14 protein-coding genes are annotated in these 16,224 nt (G+C 50.8%); 10 read left to right on the top strand and 4 right to left on the bottom strand.

The genetic code is table 11. The features are described 5' to 3' along the window. Positions 1-157 precede the first annotated feature (157 nt). The 5 genes from AJE_RS11115 to AJE_RS11095 all read left to right on the top strand — a co-directional run bounded on the left by AJE_RS11115 (position 158) and on the right by AJE_RS11095 (position 7,878). Entirely contained in the window at positions 158-3,874 is a 3,717-nt protein-coding gene (locus AJE_RS11115; RefSeq protein WP_008950924.1) for a nitrate reductase subunit alpha, read from the top strand. Positions 3,875-3,890: 16 nt separating this feature from the next. Further along, complete coding sequence (gene narH / locus AJE_RS11110; RefSeq protein ID WP_008950923.1) at positions 3,891-5,423, top strand: nitrate reductase subunit beta; 1,533 nt, start codon at positions 3,891-3,893, stop codon at positions 5,421-5,423. A gap of 9 nt (positions 5,424-5,432) precedes the next feature. Further along, positions 5,433-6,188: a nitrate reductase molybdenum cofactor assembly chaperone gene (narJ, locus tag AJE_RS11105; protein WP_008950922.1), complete on the top strand. Its 756-nt coding sequence runs from the start codon at positions 5,433-5,435 to the stop codon at positions 6,186-6,188. An 11-nt stretch (positions 6,189-6,199) separates the two neighbouring features. Next, positions 6,200-6,889 carry a respiratory nitrate reductase subunit gamma gene (gene narI, locus AJE_RS11100; protein ID WP_008950921.1) on the top strand — a complete coding sequence of 230 codons (690 nt, stop codon included), beginning with the start codon at positions 6,200-6,202 and terminating at the stop codon, positions 6,887-6,889. Positions 6,890-7,110: 221 nt separating this feature from the next. Next, positions 7,111-7,878, top strand: coding sequence for a peptidylprolyl isomerase (locus AJE_RS11095; protein ID WP_008950920.1), 768 nt, complete (start codon positions 7,111-7,113; stop codon positions 7,876-7,878). A gap of 116 nt (positions 7,879-7,994) precedes the next feature. Here AJE_RS11095 and AJE_RS11090 read toward each other — a convergent pair whose 3' ends face one another. Continuing rightward, positions 7,995-8,516, bottom strand: a complete 522-nt coding sequence (locus AJE_RS11090) for a hypothetical protein (RefSeq protein WP_237709347.1) — start codon at positions 8,514-8,516, stop codon at positions 7,995-7,997. A gap of 245 nt (positions 8,517-8,761) precedes the next feature. On the opposite strand from AJE_RS11090, the gene nrdG reads away from it, so the two are divergent. The 3 genes from nrdG (at position 8,762) to AJE_RS11075 (ending at position 11,490) form a co-directional block, all read left to right on the top strand. Continuing rightward, entirely contained in the window at positions 8,762-9,223 is a 462-nt protein-coding gene (gene nrdG, locus AJE_RS11085; RefSeq protein WP_008950918.1) for an anaerobic ribonucleoside-triphosphate reductase activating protein, read from the top strand. Positions 9,224-9,245: 22 nt separating this feature from the next. Then, positions 9,246-11,048, top strand: coding sequence for an anaerobic ribonucleoside-triphosphate reductase (nrdD, locus tag AJE_RS11080; protein WP_008950917.1), 1,803 nt, complete (start codon positions 9,246-9,248; stop codon positions 11,046-11,048). A 145-nt stretch (positions 11,049-11,193) separates the two neighbouring features. Beyond that, positions 11,194-11,490 (top strand): hypothetical protein, encoded by a 297-nt coding sequence (locus AJE_RS11075; RefSeq protein ID WP_008950916.1) that lies wholly within the window; start codon positions 11,194-11,196, stop codon positions 11,488-11,490. A 21-nt stretch (positions 11,491-11,511) separates the two neighbouring features. Here AJE_RS11075 and AJE_RS11070 read toward each other — a convergent pair whose 3' ends face one another. Then, complete coding sequence (locus AJE_RS11070; RefSeq protein WP_008950915.1) at positions 11,512-12,201, bottom strand: anti-sigma factor; 690 nt, start codon at positions 12,199-12,201, stop codon at positions 11,512-11,514. Further along, the gene (locus AJE_RS11065; RefSeq protein ID WP_039928589.1) at positions 12,188-12,664 is read right to left on the bottom strand and encodes an RNA polymerase sigma factor; all 477 of its coding nucleotides are present in this window, start codon (positions 12,662-12,664) and stop codon (positions 12,188-12,190) included. The genes AJE_RS11070 and AJE_RS11065 overlap by 14 nt, the downstream gene beginning before the upstream one ends. A gap of 147 nt (positions 12,665-12,811) precedes the next feature. Here AJE_RS11065 and AJE_RS17990 point away from each other — a divergent pair, with 147 nt between their 5' ends. Further along, on the top strand, positions 12,812-14,170 hold the full coding sequence (locus AJE_RS17990) for a S8 family serine peptidase (RefSeq protein WP_008950913.1): 1,359 nt from the start codon (positions 12,812-12,814) through the stop codon (positions 14,168-14,170). Here AJE_RS17990 and AJE_RS11055 read toward each other — a convergent pair. After that, positions 14,159-15,067, bottom strand: a complete 909-nt coding sequence (locus tag AJE_RS11055) for a porin family protein (RefSeq protein WP_008950912.1) — start codon at positions 15,065-15,067, stop codon at positions 14,159-14,161. The two genes, AJE_RS17990 and AJE_RS11055, sit on opposite strands and share 12 nt — an antisense overlap. 138 nt (positions 15,068-15,205) lie before the next feature. Here AJE_RS11055 and AJE_RS11050 point away from each other — a divergent pair, with 138 nt between their 5' ends. Next, positions 15,206-16,210: a DUF4382 domain-containing protein gene (locus AJE_RS11050; protein ID WP_050858392.1), complete on the top strand. Its 1,005-nt coding sequence runs from the start codon at positions 15,206-15,208 to the stop codon at positions 16,208-16,210. The last annotated feature ends 14 nt before the right edge of the window (positions 16,211-16,224 follow it).

The raw sequence follows: 16,224 nt of genomic DNA, 5'->3' as shown, positions 1-16,224 counted from the left end.
CGCACTACCACCTTTGGGGTATTTTTCTTAATTTTCAGCAATTTAGCAGCATGGCAACCTTGATCTGAATCAAGCAGAATTGAGTGGTAGTTTCTATAGTGTGCTTACTGAAAAAGCAAAAACCTCTGTTCATGCAGGACAGGACCAGGAGTCAAGTATGAGTCATCTGTTAGATAAACTGCGGTTTTTTAAAACCCGCAAAACCCCCTTCGCCAATGGCCACGGGGTGACCACCAATGAGGACCGGACCTGGGAGCAAGGCTACCGGCAACGCTGGCAGCACGATAAGGTGGTACGTTCCACGCACGGTGTAAACTGTACCGGCTCTTGTAGTTGGAAAATCTATGTCAAAGACGGCCTGGTCACCTGGGAAACCCAGCAAACCGACTATCCGCGTACCCGTCCGGATCTGCCAAACCATGAACCCCGTGGCTGTCCGCGTGGCGCCAGCTATTCCTGGTATATCTACAGTGCCAACCGGCTGAAATATCCGAAAGTGCGGCAGCAACTGATGAAGCTGTGGCGTGAAGCCCGGGTGCAGCATAAAGATCCGGTGAAAGCCTGGGAATCAATCGTCAGCGATCCGCTAAAAGCCAAAAGCTACAAAGAACGCCGCGGTTTGGGCGGCTTTGTCCGTGCCAGCTGGGATGAAGTCAACGAGCTGATTGCCGCGTCTAACGTTTACACCACTAAAACCTATGGCCCGGATCGGGTAACCGGTTTCTCGCCGATCCCAGCAATGTCGATGGTGTCCTACGCCGCTGGTGCCCGTTACCTGTCACTGATTGGCGGTAACTGTTTAAGCTTTTACGACTGGTACTGCGACTTACCCCCAGCCTCACCGCAAATTTGGGGCGAGCAAACCGACGTACCAGAATCCGCCGACTGGTATAACTCGAATTACATTATTGTTTGGGGCTCAAACGTGCCGCAAACCCGCACCCCGGACGCACACTTCCTGACCGAAGTCCGTTACAAAGGTACTAAGACCTGTGTCATTACCTCGGACTACTCAGAAGCCTCTAAGTTTGGTGATACCTGGTTAGCACCGCGTCAGGGTACCGATGCTGCCCTGGCCATGGCCTTTGGCCATGTGATTTTAAAAGAATTCCACGTTGATAATCCGAGTGCTTACTTTACTGACTACGTGCGTCGTACTACCGATATGCCGATGTTGGTAATGTTAGAGGAGCAAAACGGGGTGCTAACCACCGGCCGCTTCCTGCGCGCGGCCGATCTGGTGAATAACCTGGGTGAAGACAATAACCCGGATTGGAAAACCATTGCTGTTAACAAAGATGGTCGCCTGACCAGCCCGAATGGTGCCATTGGTTATCGTTGGGGCCAGGCCGGCAAATGGAACCTGGAGCAAAAAGACAAAGACGGTGAGCTGGAGCTGCAGCTGAGTTTAAAAGACAACCGCGACGAGCTGGTGGATGTTGGCTTCCCGTATTTTGGTGGTGCACCACACGAGTACCAATACTTCCAGCATACCGATCATGCTGATGTACAAATGCGCAAAATTCCTGCTAAACGCGTCGAACTGGCCAGTGGCGGTACCGCGCTGGTCGCTACCGTATTTGACCTGATGCTGGCGCAATATGGTGTGGATAATGGTATTGGTGATGAAAGCCGGGCGAAATCCTATACCGATAACGTGCCTTACACCCCGGGCTGGCAAGAAGCTATTACCGGCGTGAAGCCGGATGATGTGATTCGGGTCGCGCGTGAGTTTGCCCGTAATGCCGATAAAACCCGAGGCCGCTCCATGGTCATCGTCGGCGCCGCGCTGAACCACTGGTACCACATGGATATGAACTACCGTGGCCTGATCAATATGCTGATGATGTGTGGCTGTATCGGTCAAAGTGGCGGCGGCTGGGCGCACTATGTCGGTCAGGAAAAACTACGGCCACAAACCGGCTGGACCCCACTGGCCTTTGCGCTGGATTGGCAACGGCCACCACGCCATATGAACGGTACCTCGTTCTTCTACAATCATTCCAGCCAATGGCGTTACGAAAAGCTGGATATGACGGAAGTCATTTCGCCACTGGCCAATAAAGACAAATGGTCTGGCAGTATTGTCGACTATAACAGCCGCGCCGAACGCATGGGCTGGTTACCGTCAGCACCACAGCTGGGCACGAATCCGCTAAAACTGGCGGCCGCAGCCAAAGCTGCCGGCAAAGAGCTGAAAGACTATGTGGTGGAGCAATTAACCTCGCGCAATATTAAATTTGCCTGTGAGCAACCGGAAAACCCACAAAACTTCCCACGCAATATGTTTATCTGGCGCTCTAACCTGCTGGGTTCCAGCGGTAAAGGCCATGAATATATGCTGCGGCACTTACTGGGCACCAAACACGGCCTGCTTGGCAAAGATTTAGGCGGTTTTGGCGGTAAAAAGCCGGAAGATGTGGAATGGACCGATCAGCCGGCTGAAGGTAAGGTCGATCTGTGGGTGACGCTGGATTTCCGCATGTCTACCACCTGTCTGTATTCCGACATCGTACTGCCTACCGCCACCTGGTATGAAAAAGACGATATGAATACCTCGGATATGCATCCTTTTATTCACCCGTTAACCGCGGCCATTGATCCGGTGTGGGAAGCCCGCAGTGACTGGGAAATCTTTAAAGGCATCGCTCAGGCGTTCTCTAAAGCTGCCGTTGGTCACTTAGGCGTGGAAACCGATGTTGTAACCACACCGATGCACCACGATACGCCTGCCGAGCTGGCACAGCCTTATGGCGTAAAAGCCTGGTGGAAAGGGGAATGTGAGGCCATTCCGGGCATCACTATGCCACACATTAATATTGTAGAACGCGACTACCCTAATACCTATGCCCGCTTTACTTCAGTGGGTCCACTGCTGGAGAAAATCGGTAACGGCGGTAAAGGCATTAGCTGGGATACCAAGGATGAAGTGGAGTTTCTGCGTAAGCTGAACCGGGTACATACCGCTGACGGCGTGAATAAAGGTATGGCGAAAATCGATAGCGCTATCGATGCCGCAGAAATGATCCTGACGCTGGCACCGGAAACCAACGGCCACGTGGCGGTAAAAGCCTGGGGCGCACTGAGTAAAATCACCGGCCGCGACCATACCCATCTGGCGACCAAAAAGGAAGAAGAGAAAATCCGCTTCCATGACATCGTGGCCCAGCCACGCAAGATCATCAGCTCACCCACCTGGTCAGGGCTGGAAGATGAGCATGTGTCTTACAACGCTGGCTATACCAACGTGCATGAACTGATCCCTTGGCGCACCATTACCGGCCGTCAGCAGTTCTATCAGGACCATGAGTGGATGCGCGACTTCGGTGAGCAGCTGTGTAGCTACAAGCCGCCGATTAACCTGAAAACAGTGCAGCCGGTGCTGAACAAGAAGTCGAATGGTAACAAAGAAATTGTGCTGAACTGGATCACGCCACATCAGAAGTGGGGGATTCACAGTACTTACTCTGACAACCTGTTAATGCTGACCTTATCGCGTGGCGGGCCCATTGTCTGGCTCAGTGAAATTGATGCCAAAGCCGCCGGTATTGAAGATAACGACTGGATCGAAATCTTTAACGTCAACGGCGCTATTGCGGCCCGTGCCGTGGTGTCACAGCGGGTACCGGAAGGTATGAGCATGATGTACCACGCCCAGGAACGGATTGTGAACGTGCCCGGCAGCGAGTTAACCGGTACCCGTGGTGGTATCCATAACTCAGTCACCCGGGCCGTAATGAAGCCGACCCATATGATTGGCGGTTATGCCCAGCAAGCTTACGGTTTTAACTACTACGGTACCGTTGGCTGTAACCGGGACGAGTTTGTCATTGTGCGCAAGATGCAGAACGTTGATTGGTTAGACACTAAATAAGGTTGGAGTAAGTAAGATGAAAGTCAGAGCCCAAATTGGCATGGTGCTGAATTTAGACAAGTGCATAGGTTGCCACACTTGCTCCATCACCTGCAAAAACGTCTGGACCTCGCGTGAAGGGGTCGAATATGCCTGGTTTAACAACGTCGAGACCAAGCCTGGTATCGGCTTTCCGAAAGAGTGGGAAAACCAGCAAAAATGGAATGGCGGCTGGGTGCGGGAAAACGGCAAGCTGCAACTGAAAATCGGTGGCAAGCGCCGTATTCTGGCAAATATTTTCGCCAACCCGGACTTACCGGAAATTGACGATTACTACGAGCCGTTCGACTTTGATTACCAGCATTTACACAATGTTGGCGATACCAAGCACCAGCCGGTGGCCCGCCCGCGTTCACTGATTAGCGGCCAGCGCATGGAGAAAATCGAATGGGGTCCAAACTGGGAAGAAATTCTCGGTACTGAGTTCGAAAAGCGGAAAAAAGACAGTAACTTCAATGAAGTGGTACAAAAAGACATCTACGGTCAGTTTGAAAAGACCTTTATGATGTACTTACCCCGGTTGTGTGAGCATTGTTTAAATCCGGCGTGCGTCGCGGCCTGCCCGTCTGGTGCCATCTACAAACGCGAAGAAGACGGTATCGTGCTGATCGATCAGGACAAATGCCGCGGCTGGCGGATGTGTGTCTCGGCCTGTCCGTACAAAAAAATCTACTACAACTGGAAGTCCGGCAAGTCAGAAAAATGTACGTTCTGCTTCCCGCGGATTGAAGCCGGTCAGCCGACCACCTGTTCAGAAACCTGTGTCGGCCGCATCCGTTACTTAGGCGTACTGCTGTACGATGCCGACCGCATTGAATCAGCCGCCAGTGTGGCGAATGAAAAAGATTTATATCAGGCACAGCTGGATATCTTCCTCGACCCGCACGATCCGGCAGTGATTGCCGCGGCCCGGGCCGAAGGTATCAACGATAACTGGATTAAAGCAGCCCAGCGCTCACCGGTGTATATGATGGCGATGGACTGGAAAGTGGCGCTGCCACTGCACCCGGAATACCGCACCCTGCCAATGGTTTGGTATGTGCCGCCACTGTCACCCATTCAAAGTGCGGTACAGGCCGGTCATGTCGGCATGAATGGCGAAATTCCGGATCTGAAGTCGCTGCGTATTCCGTTGCGTTACCTGGCCAATATGCTGACCGCTGGTGACGAAGCGCCCGTCGTTCGAGCCTTAGAGCGGATGATTGCGATGCGCGCCTTTAAACGTTCGCAACAGGTTGATGGTGTTGAAGATTTGGACGTGCTAAAGCAAGTGGGCCTGAATGCCGTGCAGGTTGAAGAAATGTACCGCTACATGGCACTGGCCAATTATGAAGATCGCTTCGTCATTCCAACCAGTCACCGTGCCTATGCCGAAAACGCCTATGACCTGAAATCCAGCTGTGGCTTTACCTTTGGTAACGGCTGTGGCGATGGTAATAACGACGTCAACCTGTTTGGCACTAAGGCCAAGGGTGTACGCCAGGTGATTCCGGTTGAGCTGAAGGATTAAGAGGGTTTTATGCAAATTTTACAGTTAATTTCATTGCTGCTGGATTACCCCAAACCTGAGCTGTTGGCAGCGCAGGACGAATTACTGGCCGTGGTAGCGGCCAGTGACTTACCGCAAAGCAATAAACTCAGCCTGAGTTCCTTTATCAAGCAGCGCTGCAGCGCTGATTTAATGGATTGGCAATCTGAATACGACGGTTTGTTTGAACGTGGTCGCTCGCTGTCCTTGCTGATCTTCGAGCATGTGCATGGTGAATCCCGTGCCCGTGGGCAGGCAATGGTCGACTTACAGGCGCAGTACAAAGAGGCGGGTCTGGATATTGGCGTAAAAGAGCTACCAGACTATCTGCCGCTGTATCTGGAATTTTTATCCACTCAGGGGGCTGACAATGCGCAACTTGGTCTGGAAGAAATTGCACCGATTCTGGCCGTACTGACCTGCCGGCTGGAGCAGCGTGAATCCAACTATGCCGCCTTATTCCAAAGTCTGCTGCGGTTGTCCGCTGCTGAGGTCGATTTAGCCGATATTAAAGCGCAAATCGCCACTGAGAAACGCGATGACACGCCCAAGGCACTGGATAAAGTCTGGGAAGAGGAAATGGTGACCTTTATGAGTGCAGAGCAATCCAACAGCGCCTGCGGCACCGGCAATAAACCGAGTGAATCCCAACGGCGCGATCAATTTGTACCACTGAGCACCGATTTATTGCAAACCGACGCCCTGGCACAAGAACTATTTCATGAAGCCGCCGTGAAGCGCGCTTAAGGAGCATTAAAATGGCACACTTAAATTTGTTTGCCTTTGGGATTTATCCCTACATCGCGATCGCGATTATGGTTCTGGGTAGCTGGATCCGTTATGACCGCGAACAATATACCTGGAAAACCAGTTCATCTCAGCTGTTGGAAAGCAAGCAACTGCGCAAAGGTAGTATTGCGTTTCATATCGGTATTCTGGGGATCTTTTTAGGCCACTTTGCCGGCCTGCTGCTACCAAAAGAACTCTGGTATTTGTTCGGTATTACCAGCTCCATGAAGCAGATGATTGCGATCGTTGCCGGCGGCATCTTTGGTTTAATCTGCTTCTACGGCCTGACCATTCTGATCAAACGCCGGCTGTTTAACCCGCGTATTCGTGCCACCAGCAATCCAATGGATATCGCTATCCTGCTGTTACTGTACGCACAATTGATTCTGGGCTTACTGTCTATCTTTGTCTCGATGGGGCATTTGGACGGTACTGAAATGCTGAAATTAATGGCTTGGGCACAAAACACTGTCACCTTTAATTCCGTTGCCGCGGCAGAGTCAATTAGCAGCGTGCATTGGATCTTTAAGCTGCATGTGTTCCTTGGCTTAAGCTTGTTTGTAGTATTCCCGTTCAGCCGCTTAGTGCATATGTTAAGTGTGCCGGTACAGTATATGCGCCGGCAGCACCAGATAGTGCGGCAGCGGTTTGTGCGGTAAAGGTGGGATGGTTTAATCGTGTTTGCGGCAGTGCTTGCGACCATTCATCCGGTGGTAAGCACTCCGTACAACTTTGCCGGGGCACGCCGTAAATACATCCCTGTAGGCTCCCCTTTCGCATCCATGCGAAAGACGTCCCCGGCCAAAGTGTACTGCGCGCTGACCACCTCGTTTCAGACTGAGGTTAAGTTCGCCAACAGTATTTGGCTTCCGAGGTTAATATGATTCAAGTAAATAACATCCCAATTAGCGAAGCCGCCATTATGGCGGAAATGCAGTACCATCCGGCAGACAGCAAACGTACGGCGATGTTAAAAGCCGCCGAGTCGCTGGTGATTGGCGAACTGCTGCGCCAGCGTGCGACCGCGCTGGGGCTGGAAATCAGCACCGAAAATAATGTGGTTACCGAAAATAACTATCTGGATGCGTTACTGGCGCACGAGGTGGTGATCCCCACGGCCACAGATGCCGAATGTGAGCAGTATTACAAACTGAATCCGCAACGCTTTACCAGCTCACCGCTGTTAGAGGTACGGCATATCCTGTTGGCCGCGGCGCCGGAAGATGATGCTGCCCGGGTTGAAGCTAAAACCCTATCGGAGATACTGATCCAACAGTTGCACCAAGGCACACCCTTTGTCGAGGCCGCCCGCACCTACTCGGCCTGCCCGTCGCAAGAAACTGGCGGCAGTCTTGGACAAATCAGTCGTGGTCAGACCGTGCCGGAGTTTGAGCGGCAGATTTTTAGTGCTGAACCCGGTTTAATGCCGCAGGGCGTCGAAAGTCGGTATGGGGTGCATGTGGTCGAAGTGATGCGTAAGGTACCAGGTCAACCCCTGCCTTATAGCGCCGTTAAGCAAAAAATTGCCGATTACTTAAATGAAAAGGTAAGGCGTAAAGCCATTGCCCAGTACATTCATCAACTGATCGTTCAGGCCAACATTGATGGCTATGACTTCCAGTTATCTGACTCACCACTGATGCAGTAACAGGCATTCCTGGCTCCACAACCAGCATCCGTGCTGGTCTCTCCGCGCCGCCACTGGTGTTCAGCTGGCGGTTTTTTCTTACCGGAATACGGCCTGGTTTAAGTGCAAACCGTTAATTAGCGTCTGGGTAGATATGCATAGGCATCGCGCAGAATGCGATCGCGCTGGCGATCAAAGCGGTCATGCTCGCGTTCCACTTTTACCGCAAATTTGTCGTAAGCCCGATCCACCTTGCGCTGAAATTTCTCCCGCTCTTTATGATGTGGCCGGCCTTTCCCTTTGCGGGTATCGTGCCGGTATTCACGGGCCAGTTTGTCCAGCTCCCGATCCAGCTCACGCTCATAACTGGCCAGTTTACGCTGATGCTCAGCCGCTAAACGACGTAGTTGCTGACGGGTACGATCGTCAAGACGTGGTGGGGCATGCCGGATTTCATAATGCCGGCTATAACCCTGGTACACCGGATCAATCCGCGCCACCCTTAACAACTCGTCTGCCGCCCGTTGCAGCGTAAAGGCGACCACATCCTGTGCCACCTGCTCGACCGGATCATAGCGCTGCTGATGCGCACTCAGCGGCCAGGCCGTTAAGGTTAATAGGGTGGCAATTACCAAGCTTTTATTGATACCTGTTTTCATAGCAGGCTCCATTTCTGGCTAAACACCTGTTGATTGTGGCCCACCGGCCTTAACCGACGCTGAAGCAATTTCCCCTGTACCACCGATGGGGTAACAACTGCTGTAATGACGCGACCTGGCAAGCCAGCCTGGCGGTTACAGTTAGCAAAATTTGATCTGGATCAACCTTTCACCGCGCTAAGCATCTAAGCTAAACCACAATATCTAGTGATAATTAACAATACCAACACAAGATAGAGGGTTTTATGCTGTATTACACCGCTGAACAAGTTGTCTGGCAAGAAGTACCCGGCGAAGTGTCGCTGGCATACACCTTCAGTGGCTGCCAGCTGGGCTGTAAAGGTTGCCATAGCGCCGATAGCTGGGATCCCAAACAAGGACACCCCCTTAGCCCGGAGCATTTTCAGCAACGTTTGCAGGATTATCAGGGGTTGATTAGCTGTGTGCTGTTTTTAGGCGGCGAATGGGCAGCGCCAGCATTACTAAAACTGCTGACGCTGAGTAAAACCGCAGGCTTAAAACGCTGCCTCTATACCGGGCTGGAACTGGCTGAGCTAAGCCCATCCATCCGCAGTGAGCTGACTTTTGTGAAAACCGGGCGCTGGTTTGCCGCGCGCGGCGGTTTGCAAAGCCCAACCACCAATCAAAGATTTATCGATTTGCGAACAGGCCAGTGTCTGAATTCGCACTTTCAACAACGCAACTAACACAATGCAAGAGGGAATGGCTATGGCGGCGCTTAACACCGAACAACTACAAAAGAAACTGAGTTTTATTGAGCAATATTTACTGGCACCTAATGCTGCCGATGGTTCGAAACTGGATGCCAATGCCAATGTCACCCAGAAAAATATTGCGACCCTGGAGGCTGAGCTGATGAAAGATCAGTTTATTCAGGTTAATCGCGCTCTGGTCAGCAATAAGATCCGCGAATTATTTGATGCTAAGCTGGCGAAGGAGTATCTGCGCCAAATTGAGCAACATGAAATTTATGTGCATGACGAAACCAGCCTGAAGCCCTATTGTGTGTCGGTTACCATGTATCCGTTCTTACGCGATGGTCTGACGAAACTGGGGGGCGAGTCGCAGGCTCCGAAACATCTGGAGTCCTTTTGCGGCTGCTTTGTTAACTTTGTATTCGCAGTTTCCAGCCAGTTTGCCGGGGCCGTGGCCACAGTCGAGTTTCTGACCTACTTCGACTACTTCGCACGCAAAGATTATGGCGACAACTATCTGCAGACCCATCGCAAACAAATCGAAAACCATCTGCAGCATGTGGTGTATGCACTAAACCAGCCGGCAGCAGCACGCGGTTATCAGAGTGTATTCTGGAATATCTCAGTGTATGACCAGCACTATTTTGCCAGCATGTTTGGCAACTTTGCGTTTCCGGACTTTGTAAAACCAGAATGGTCTTCGGTGTCAGCGTTACAGCAATTTTTCCTAAGCTGGTTTAATCAGGAGCGCGAGAAAACTATCCTCACCTTCCCGGTGGTCACCGTTGCCATGCTGACAGAGAACGGCCGCTGCAAAGATCAGCTGTTCGCGATCGACATCGCCCGCGAAATGGCAGCCGGTAACTCGTTCTTTATTTATCAGTCTGATAACGCCGACTCACTGGCAAGCTGCTGCCGGCTGCGTAGTGAAATCAGCGATAATACCTTTTCTTATTCGTTAGGCGCTGGCGGAGTAGCGACCGGCTCCATTAATGTGATTACTCTCAATATGAACCGGCTGCTCCAGGATGGCCGTGATTTAGCAACAGAGGTCAGCAAAATCCATAAATATCAGGTAGCCTACCGCAAACTCCTGGAAGAGTATAAAACGGCCGGCTTACTCACCGTATACGATGCCGGCTTTATCAGCCTGGATAAACAATTTCTGACCATTGGCATTAACGGCATGGTTGAAGCCGCCGAATCCCAGGGCCTAAGCGCTAGCAATAATGCCGCCTATATCAACTTTGTGCAGCAACAGCTAAAAGTGATTTTTGAGGCTAATAAGGCGGCAAAAGCCGAATACGGTTATCTGTTTAATACCGAGTTTGTGCCAGCGGAAAATCTGGGGGTAAAGAACGCCAAGTGGGATCGTGAAGATGGCTATGTTGTGCCGCGTGATTGCTATAACTCCTATTTTTACGTGGTAGAAGACGAGCAAAGCAATACGCTGGACAAGTTTCAACTACATGGCCGTCAGCTATTAGATTATCTGGATGGTGGCTCAGCGCTGCACCTGAACCTGGAAGAAAAGCTGGATCTGCAGGGCTATCTGCAACTGCTGAATATTGCTGCTCATACCGGCTGTAATTATTTTTGTGTTAACGTCAAAATCACTATCTGTAATCAGTGTGACGCCATTGATAAGCGCACGCTGTGCCGCTGTGCCCAATGTGGTAGTCAGGATATCGATTACGGCACCCGGGTCATTGGCTATCTAAAACGTATCTCCGCCTTTAGCGCCGGCCGCCGGCAAGAACATAGCCTGCGGCATTATCACCGCCAGGCCAGTACCCGCTTACAGAAAACCGGTTAAGGCGTTCCTGGCCCCTTGCGCAATTAAGCGAAGGTGGTTTGGGGGCGTGCTGGCCCCCTTTTTCTTAGTTTAGCTACCACTGTGGAGGCATAGCGCGCAGGCCATACCCGCCGTAAACTGCGTTATCAGTCCCAGCGGAGGCGAAATGAGTAACAAACCCAAGCTGCAAACCGCCATGCAGCAGCTGATTAGCGAAGTCAAAGCCACCCTGCCGCTCTACGAACCGGCAACCTATGTTTGCGGCATTACCAATAGTGATTGTCAGGGCTGTCCAAAGAAAATGCTGGAACTGGTCGATTCTGAACTCTGCTTTTGGGAAAGCGCGCTAAAACAAGGCCGCATCCCTAAGTTTGATGAATTGCGCCGCTTTGGCAAGCTATGCCAAAGCGTGCATCGTAATTTGGTGCGTAACAAGATCCTGGAGCCGCTTCCCCGGAGTTAATGCATCAGATAGATAGCATAACTATCGCCAACCGTCATTAATACGCTGCAGTTCCTCGACTGCAGAAAGGGGTTCGCCCAACATTAGCTGATTGATTATCTTATCCAGTATCTCTCTGCCGGATGCCGCCTGATAGGCAACTGTCGGATCCACTTTCTGACCAGCAGAGAACACGAGTTGCCACTGGTCACCTGTATGACAGGCAATTTGATTTCTGGACCAATGCTTTTGCACTACATCGTACACGCGACAATAGCGTTGCTGACTATCTTTAAAACTAAAATGTAGAAACAACTCCGCATCTGTGAGGCTATAGTGTCCACCAGGTTGTTCGGCCAGATAATGGTTTACTGCAGGCCATATGGTTTCGGCCCCCTCAGTTTTTTGTGGCGTTCCCAAGGTCCCGATGGCAATGCCTGCAAGCATCGCGACACTGGCGGCCAATGACAACCAGCCATAACCCGGACCTGGCACGCGCTGGGTTGTTGTTCTGGATTTGGGCAACAGCGGTTCACTTATCTGGGTATCAACCGATGTTTCACGATCTATTTCCGTACTTAGCAACACTAAAGCCATCTGCTGCGCGTGCAACTGTCCTACCCTTTGCTGCAAAGCAACATCAACGACCAGCTGTTGAATAATTCTGGCTTGCTCTAAGGGTGGCAGCTGCTGATCCAGAAATGCCGATAAGGTTTCATCACTGATATTCATGGCGGTTTCCCTGCTGGGCTAACAAAAGAAGTTGTGTTAATTGGTTACGGGCTCTGGCCAAACGGCTCATCACTGTGCCAACCGGAATATCCAGTATCTCAGCCACTTCCTGATAAGACATCCCATTTAACGTAACCAGCGCCAAAACTTGCCGATGCTCGGCAGTGAGTTGCTGCATGGCAATTTTCACTTGATTTAGCAACAATTTATCTTGCATCGCCTGCTCTTCGTTTGCTGGATCAACCAAACTATCGGGCATCACCTCGGAAAGCTGTTCACGCTTTTGTCTGCGATATTGATCTATCCATAAATTGGTACAGACCTTATAAGCCCAGGTACTCAACTTCACCTCTGACGGCACGGCTTTACTGAACACCACTTCCAGTGTCTGTTGCACCAAATCATCAATGTCTGCCGCCACGCCCCCGGTCAGGCTATAACAATAACGTCGCAACATTTGCATCAACTGCTTAAGTTCTGTGGCTTGCAATACATTTGGCCTCTTTTAGTAGATGAAACGTCCGGGACACGTTTTTATTCCACCGTCCATGGAATATTTTTTCTATAATCACGTTTATAGCAAATAACCCATGACTGACGACAAACCGCAATGCCAATCCTGATTATTTTGTTGCTATTTTGTGCTGAACTCAGTGCGCAGGTCAGCCCTCCGGCCCGTCCGGAACGCCCCGAGAGGCCCACCAATCCAGCGACAGAACGCCAAGTCGAGCGGCAACTTGACAGAGCCCTAAGTCAGGTCGAGCGAGCCACTGAGCGCAATCACACGGCAGCAAGCCGCGGCCTGGCAATAGCAGAGCAACAGCTCAAGGCAGCGGCAGAACGGGTGCAAATAGCGTCCGAACGCCCAGCTCACTTAATCAACGAAGCCTATCTTTCCGAAATCGAATTAGCGCTGTACCAGAACTTGCCAGCGATTAAAAGCGAATGGCTATTGCTGCTCACCAATAATGAACTGGCACAGGCACAGGCTCACTCAGCGCAATGGCAGCAGTACATTACCGACCAACAAGCGTTATCCTTGTTAGATACCCAGATCCTGACACTGCGCTTACCATCGCACCTTGATAACCTCAATGCTCTGGCATCATTGCTGCCAGCAGATTTAATCACCAAAGCAAGTCGTAACTTCTTGTTTCAGGCGCAAACAACAAAACAGCCAGAACTTGCGGCAGAAACCTGGCGCTTCAAGCAACCACTTTGCCAGGATGCGATGAAAATCGGTTTAGTAGACTCTGCAATCCAAAACTCTCACCCGGCTTTTGATGGTAAAGCGGCTATCACCCAACGTCCTTTTCACGATGGCCGTTTTAGTGCCGATATGCAACATGCTACTGCCATCGCCTCGATACTGATTGGTCGCAGCCCCCAGCATGAGCCTCTCGTGCCCAATGCACAGCTTTACTCGGCAAATGTGTTTTTCAATTCGGCTAATTTGCAAGCACAATCGACATTATTATCTTTGGTTCAGGGGTTAAATTGGTTAGCTGAAGAACGGGTCAGCGTCATTAATATGAGCCTGAGTGGTCCGGATAATCCCATCCTGCAACAAGCCGTGCGAGCACTAGACCGCGCCAATATTGTGATGGTAGCCGCAGTAGGTAATGATGGCCCTGGCGCACCAATCAGATATCCTGCGGCTTATCCAGAAGTCATTGCAGTAACGGCCATAGACAAAACGTATCAACTGTACCGCTGGGCTGTAAGGGGGGAGCATATCGATTTTGCCGCTCCCGGTGTGAACTTATTTGCGGCTTCCGCCAACGGCGGCTGGCAGGCAGTCACAGGCACCTCTTTTGCATCACCTATCGTTGCGGGCTTTGTAGCTTGTCTAAACAATACCGCAGGATTAAGTATGCCGGCAATTAAAGCAGCATTACGAATGCAAGCTCTGAACCACAAGGCTCAGCGCTCTGAGTATCCGCTGTTGATACCCGCTTCAGAAGGTTAGTTTCGCAGACAGTTTAACGCTAAACTCCTGATAGTCAAAATCATCCAAAGTTGAAGTCTGATCCAGATAACTGACCGACAATTTTGATGACAGGTAAGGATTTAGCTTTACTGAAAGATGGCTAAACAGTTCAGTAAAACGATCACGACGTTTGATATCCTGCAACTGAATATTCTGCAACAGATAGTGCGGAAAGTTTTTGTGCTGTAACTTAACGCCGCTATCCAGTTGTCCGGCAAGCCCTAATAATGAGTAATAACGACGATAATTAACACCAATAGCTGCTGTATGGTTACGGTAAAAATTATCTGCTGTGTCTTCCTGGCCTGCCAGTAAAGATAAAGAAACCATCCCCCAACGCGAAGCCGGTAAATAAAAAAGCTCGGCACCTGCCTGACGCACCTTGCTGTCACGTTCGGATAAGGTCGTAAACGATTTACTTGATTGTAGCAGATTCAGATATAAGAAATATTGACGAGAAAACAAATGACTGTAGGAAAAGCCGAAACTATTTTGCTGTAAAAAGGAGACATCACCAAGGGTAAACTCAGCGCGCTGTACCTGCCAGCCCAGAGCACCAGCTGACAATTGGTATTGCATATCCGCATAATAACGTTGCAGAGAAATATCATACTGCTGATAGTCTTGGTAAGACTCCCGATAGTGACTTACTCCACCATCAAACGTGATCTTATCTGTCGCCTTAAGTGTTGCGTAAGCATCCAATGACCAAAAACTGGCCTGGTCTGCCGCTTTGAGCCAGGTATCCAGCTCTGGAACCAGCAGACCATCGGTATAGCTGATACCCACTTCGGCCGAACCGCCCAATGCCAGCTTATCATCAGCAACAACAGGCAACCCTGCTAGCAGCCAGAACAAAGGAAAAAATCTTAGCATTCAGGCTCCTTTAAGCCATTTGTTGCTAGCTTATCGAAAAGCTCACAGAAAAAAAGCAAAAAAACGCTAAAAGAGTGGGAATAAAAATGAGTTTACAGCGTTTAACGCTGTGAGAAGTCTAATTTCCATGGAGTATAAATGATGTCAGTGAAACCTCTATTACCTATTGCTCTGCTTAGCCTGGCAGGTCTTACCGCGTGCGGTGGCAGTGAGGATGTTCAGGTTAGCGCCCAAACTGCCGTCTTTAGTTTTGGTGTTAGTGATGCCCCTGTTACCGAAGCTGCCAAGGTCGTGGTCTGTTTCTCGGGGATTGAATTGGTTGGTAATGGTTTACAACCACAACGTTTTACCCTAGGTTCAAGTCAGTTTACCTCAGAAGCTAATGATTTATGCCGCACCGCCTCCGGCGCCGTGATCCCTAATACCCGAGGTATCGATTTACTTACCCTGCAAGGTGCCAATTCTGAAGCCTTGATCCGCTCTGCGGTTGTGCCAGCTGGTCAGTACGGCCAGTTGCGGCTGGATATTGCTGAAGGCAGCTATGTCGAGCGATTAGATGGCAGCCGTCGCTCACTAAGTGTGCCATCGAACCAGTTGCGGTTAAATGGTCCGGTGCTCTCAGCCGGTGGCAATTTTAATTACACGCTGGAGTTTGATTTGCGTAAAGCGCTGGTTGACGCCAATCCTGCCGGCGTTAGCACACCAATCAATCAGAATTACTTATTAAAACCCACCGGCCTGCGCTTAGTCGATAACAGCCAGGTTGGTCATTTACAAGGTGATGTGGCAGAAAGCTTCCTGCTGGACAATCAGTGTCCGGTAAATCCGGCAGATGACAGAGCCGCGGTTGCCGCCGTCTATCTGTATGACGGTGCCAGCCGGCCGTTAGCCGATCTGTCTGATAACGGTGGCAACAAGCTGTACCAACCTTACGCCAGCACAGCGGTGTTCTTTAAAAATGACGAGACCCGCTACCACTACAGTATCGGCTTTGTTGAAGCTGGTAGCTACACCGTTGCCATCACCTGCGATCTGGACGATCAACCTGAAGCCGCCGATGATATTGTCTTTATTACCAGCAAAAACATTACCATCGAAGCGCGCCAGCAGCCATATCAGCTGGACTTCGCCCAGGGCGATTAAGCCTATGCCTTAGC

Origin of the sequence: Alishewanella jeotgali KCTC 22429 (assembly GCF_000245735.1) — a bacterium.
GTDB lineage: Bacteria > Pseudomonadota > Gammaproteobacteria > Enterobacterales > Alteromonadaceae > Alishewanella > Alishewanella jeotgali.
This window is presented reverse-complemented; position numbering and strand designations above follow the sequence as displayed.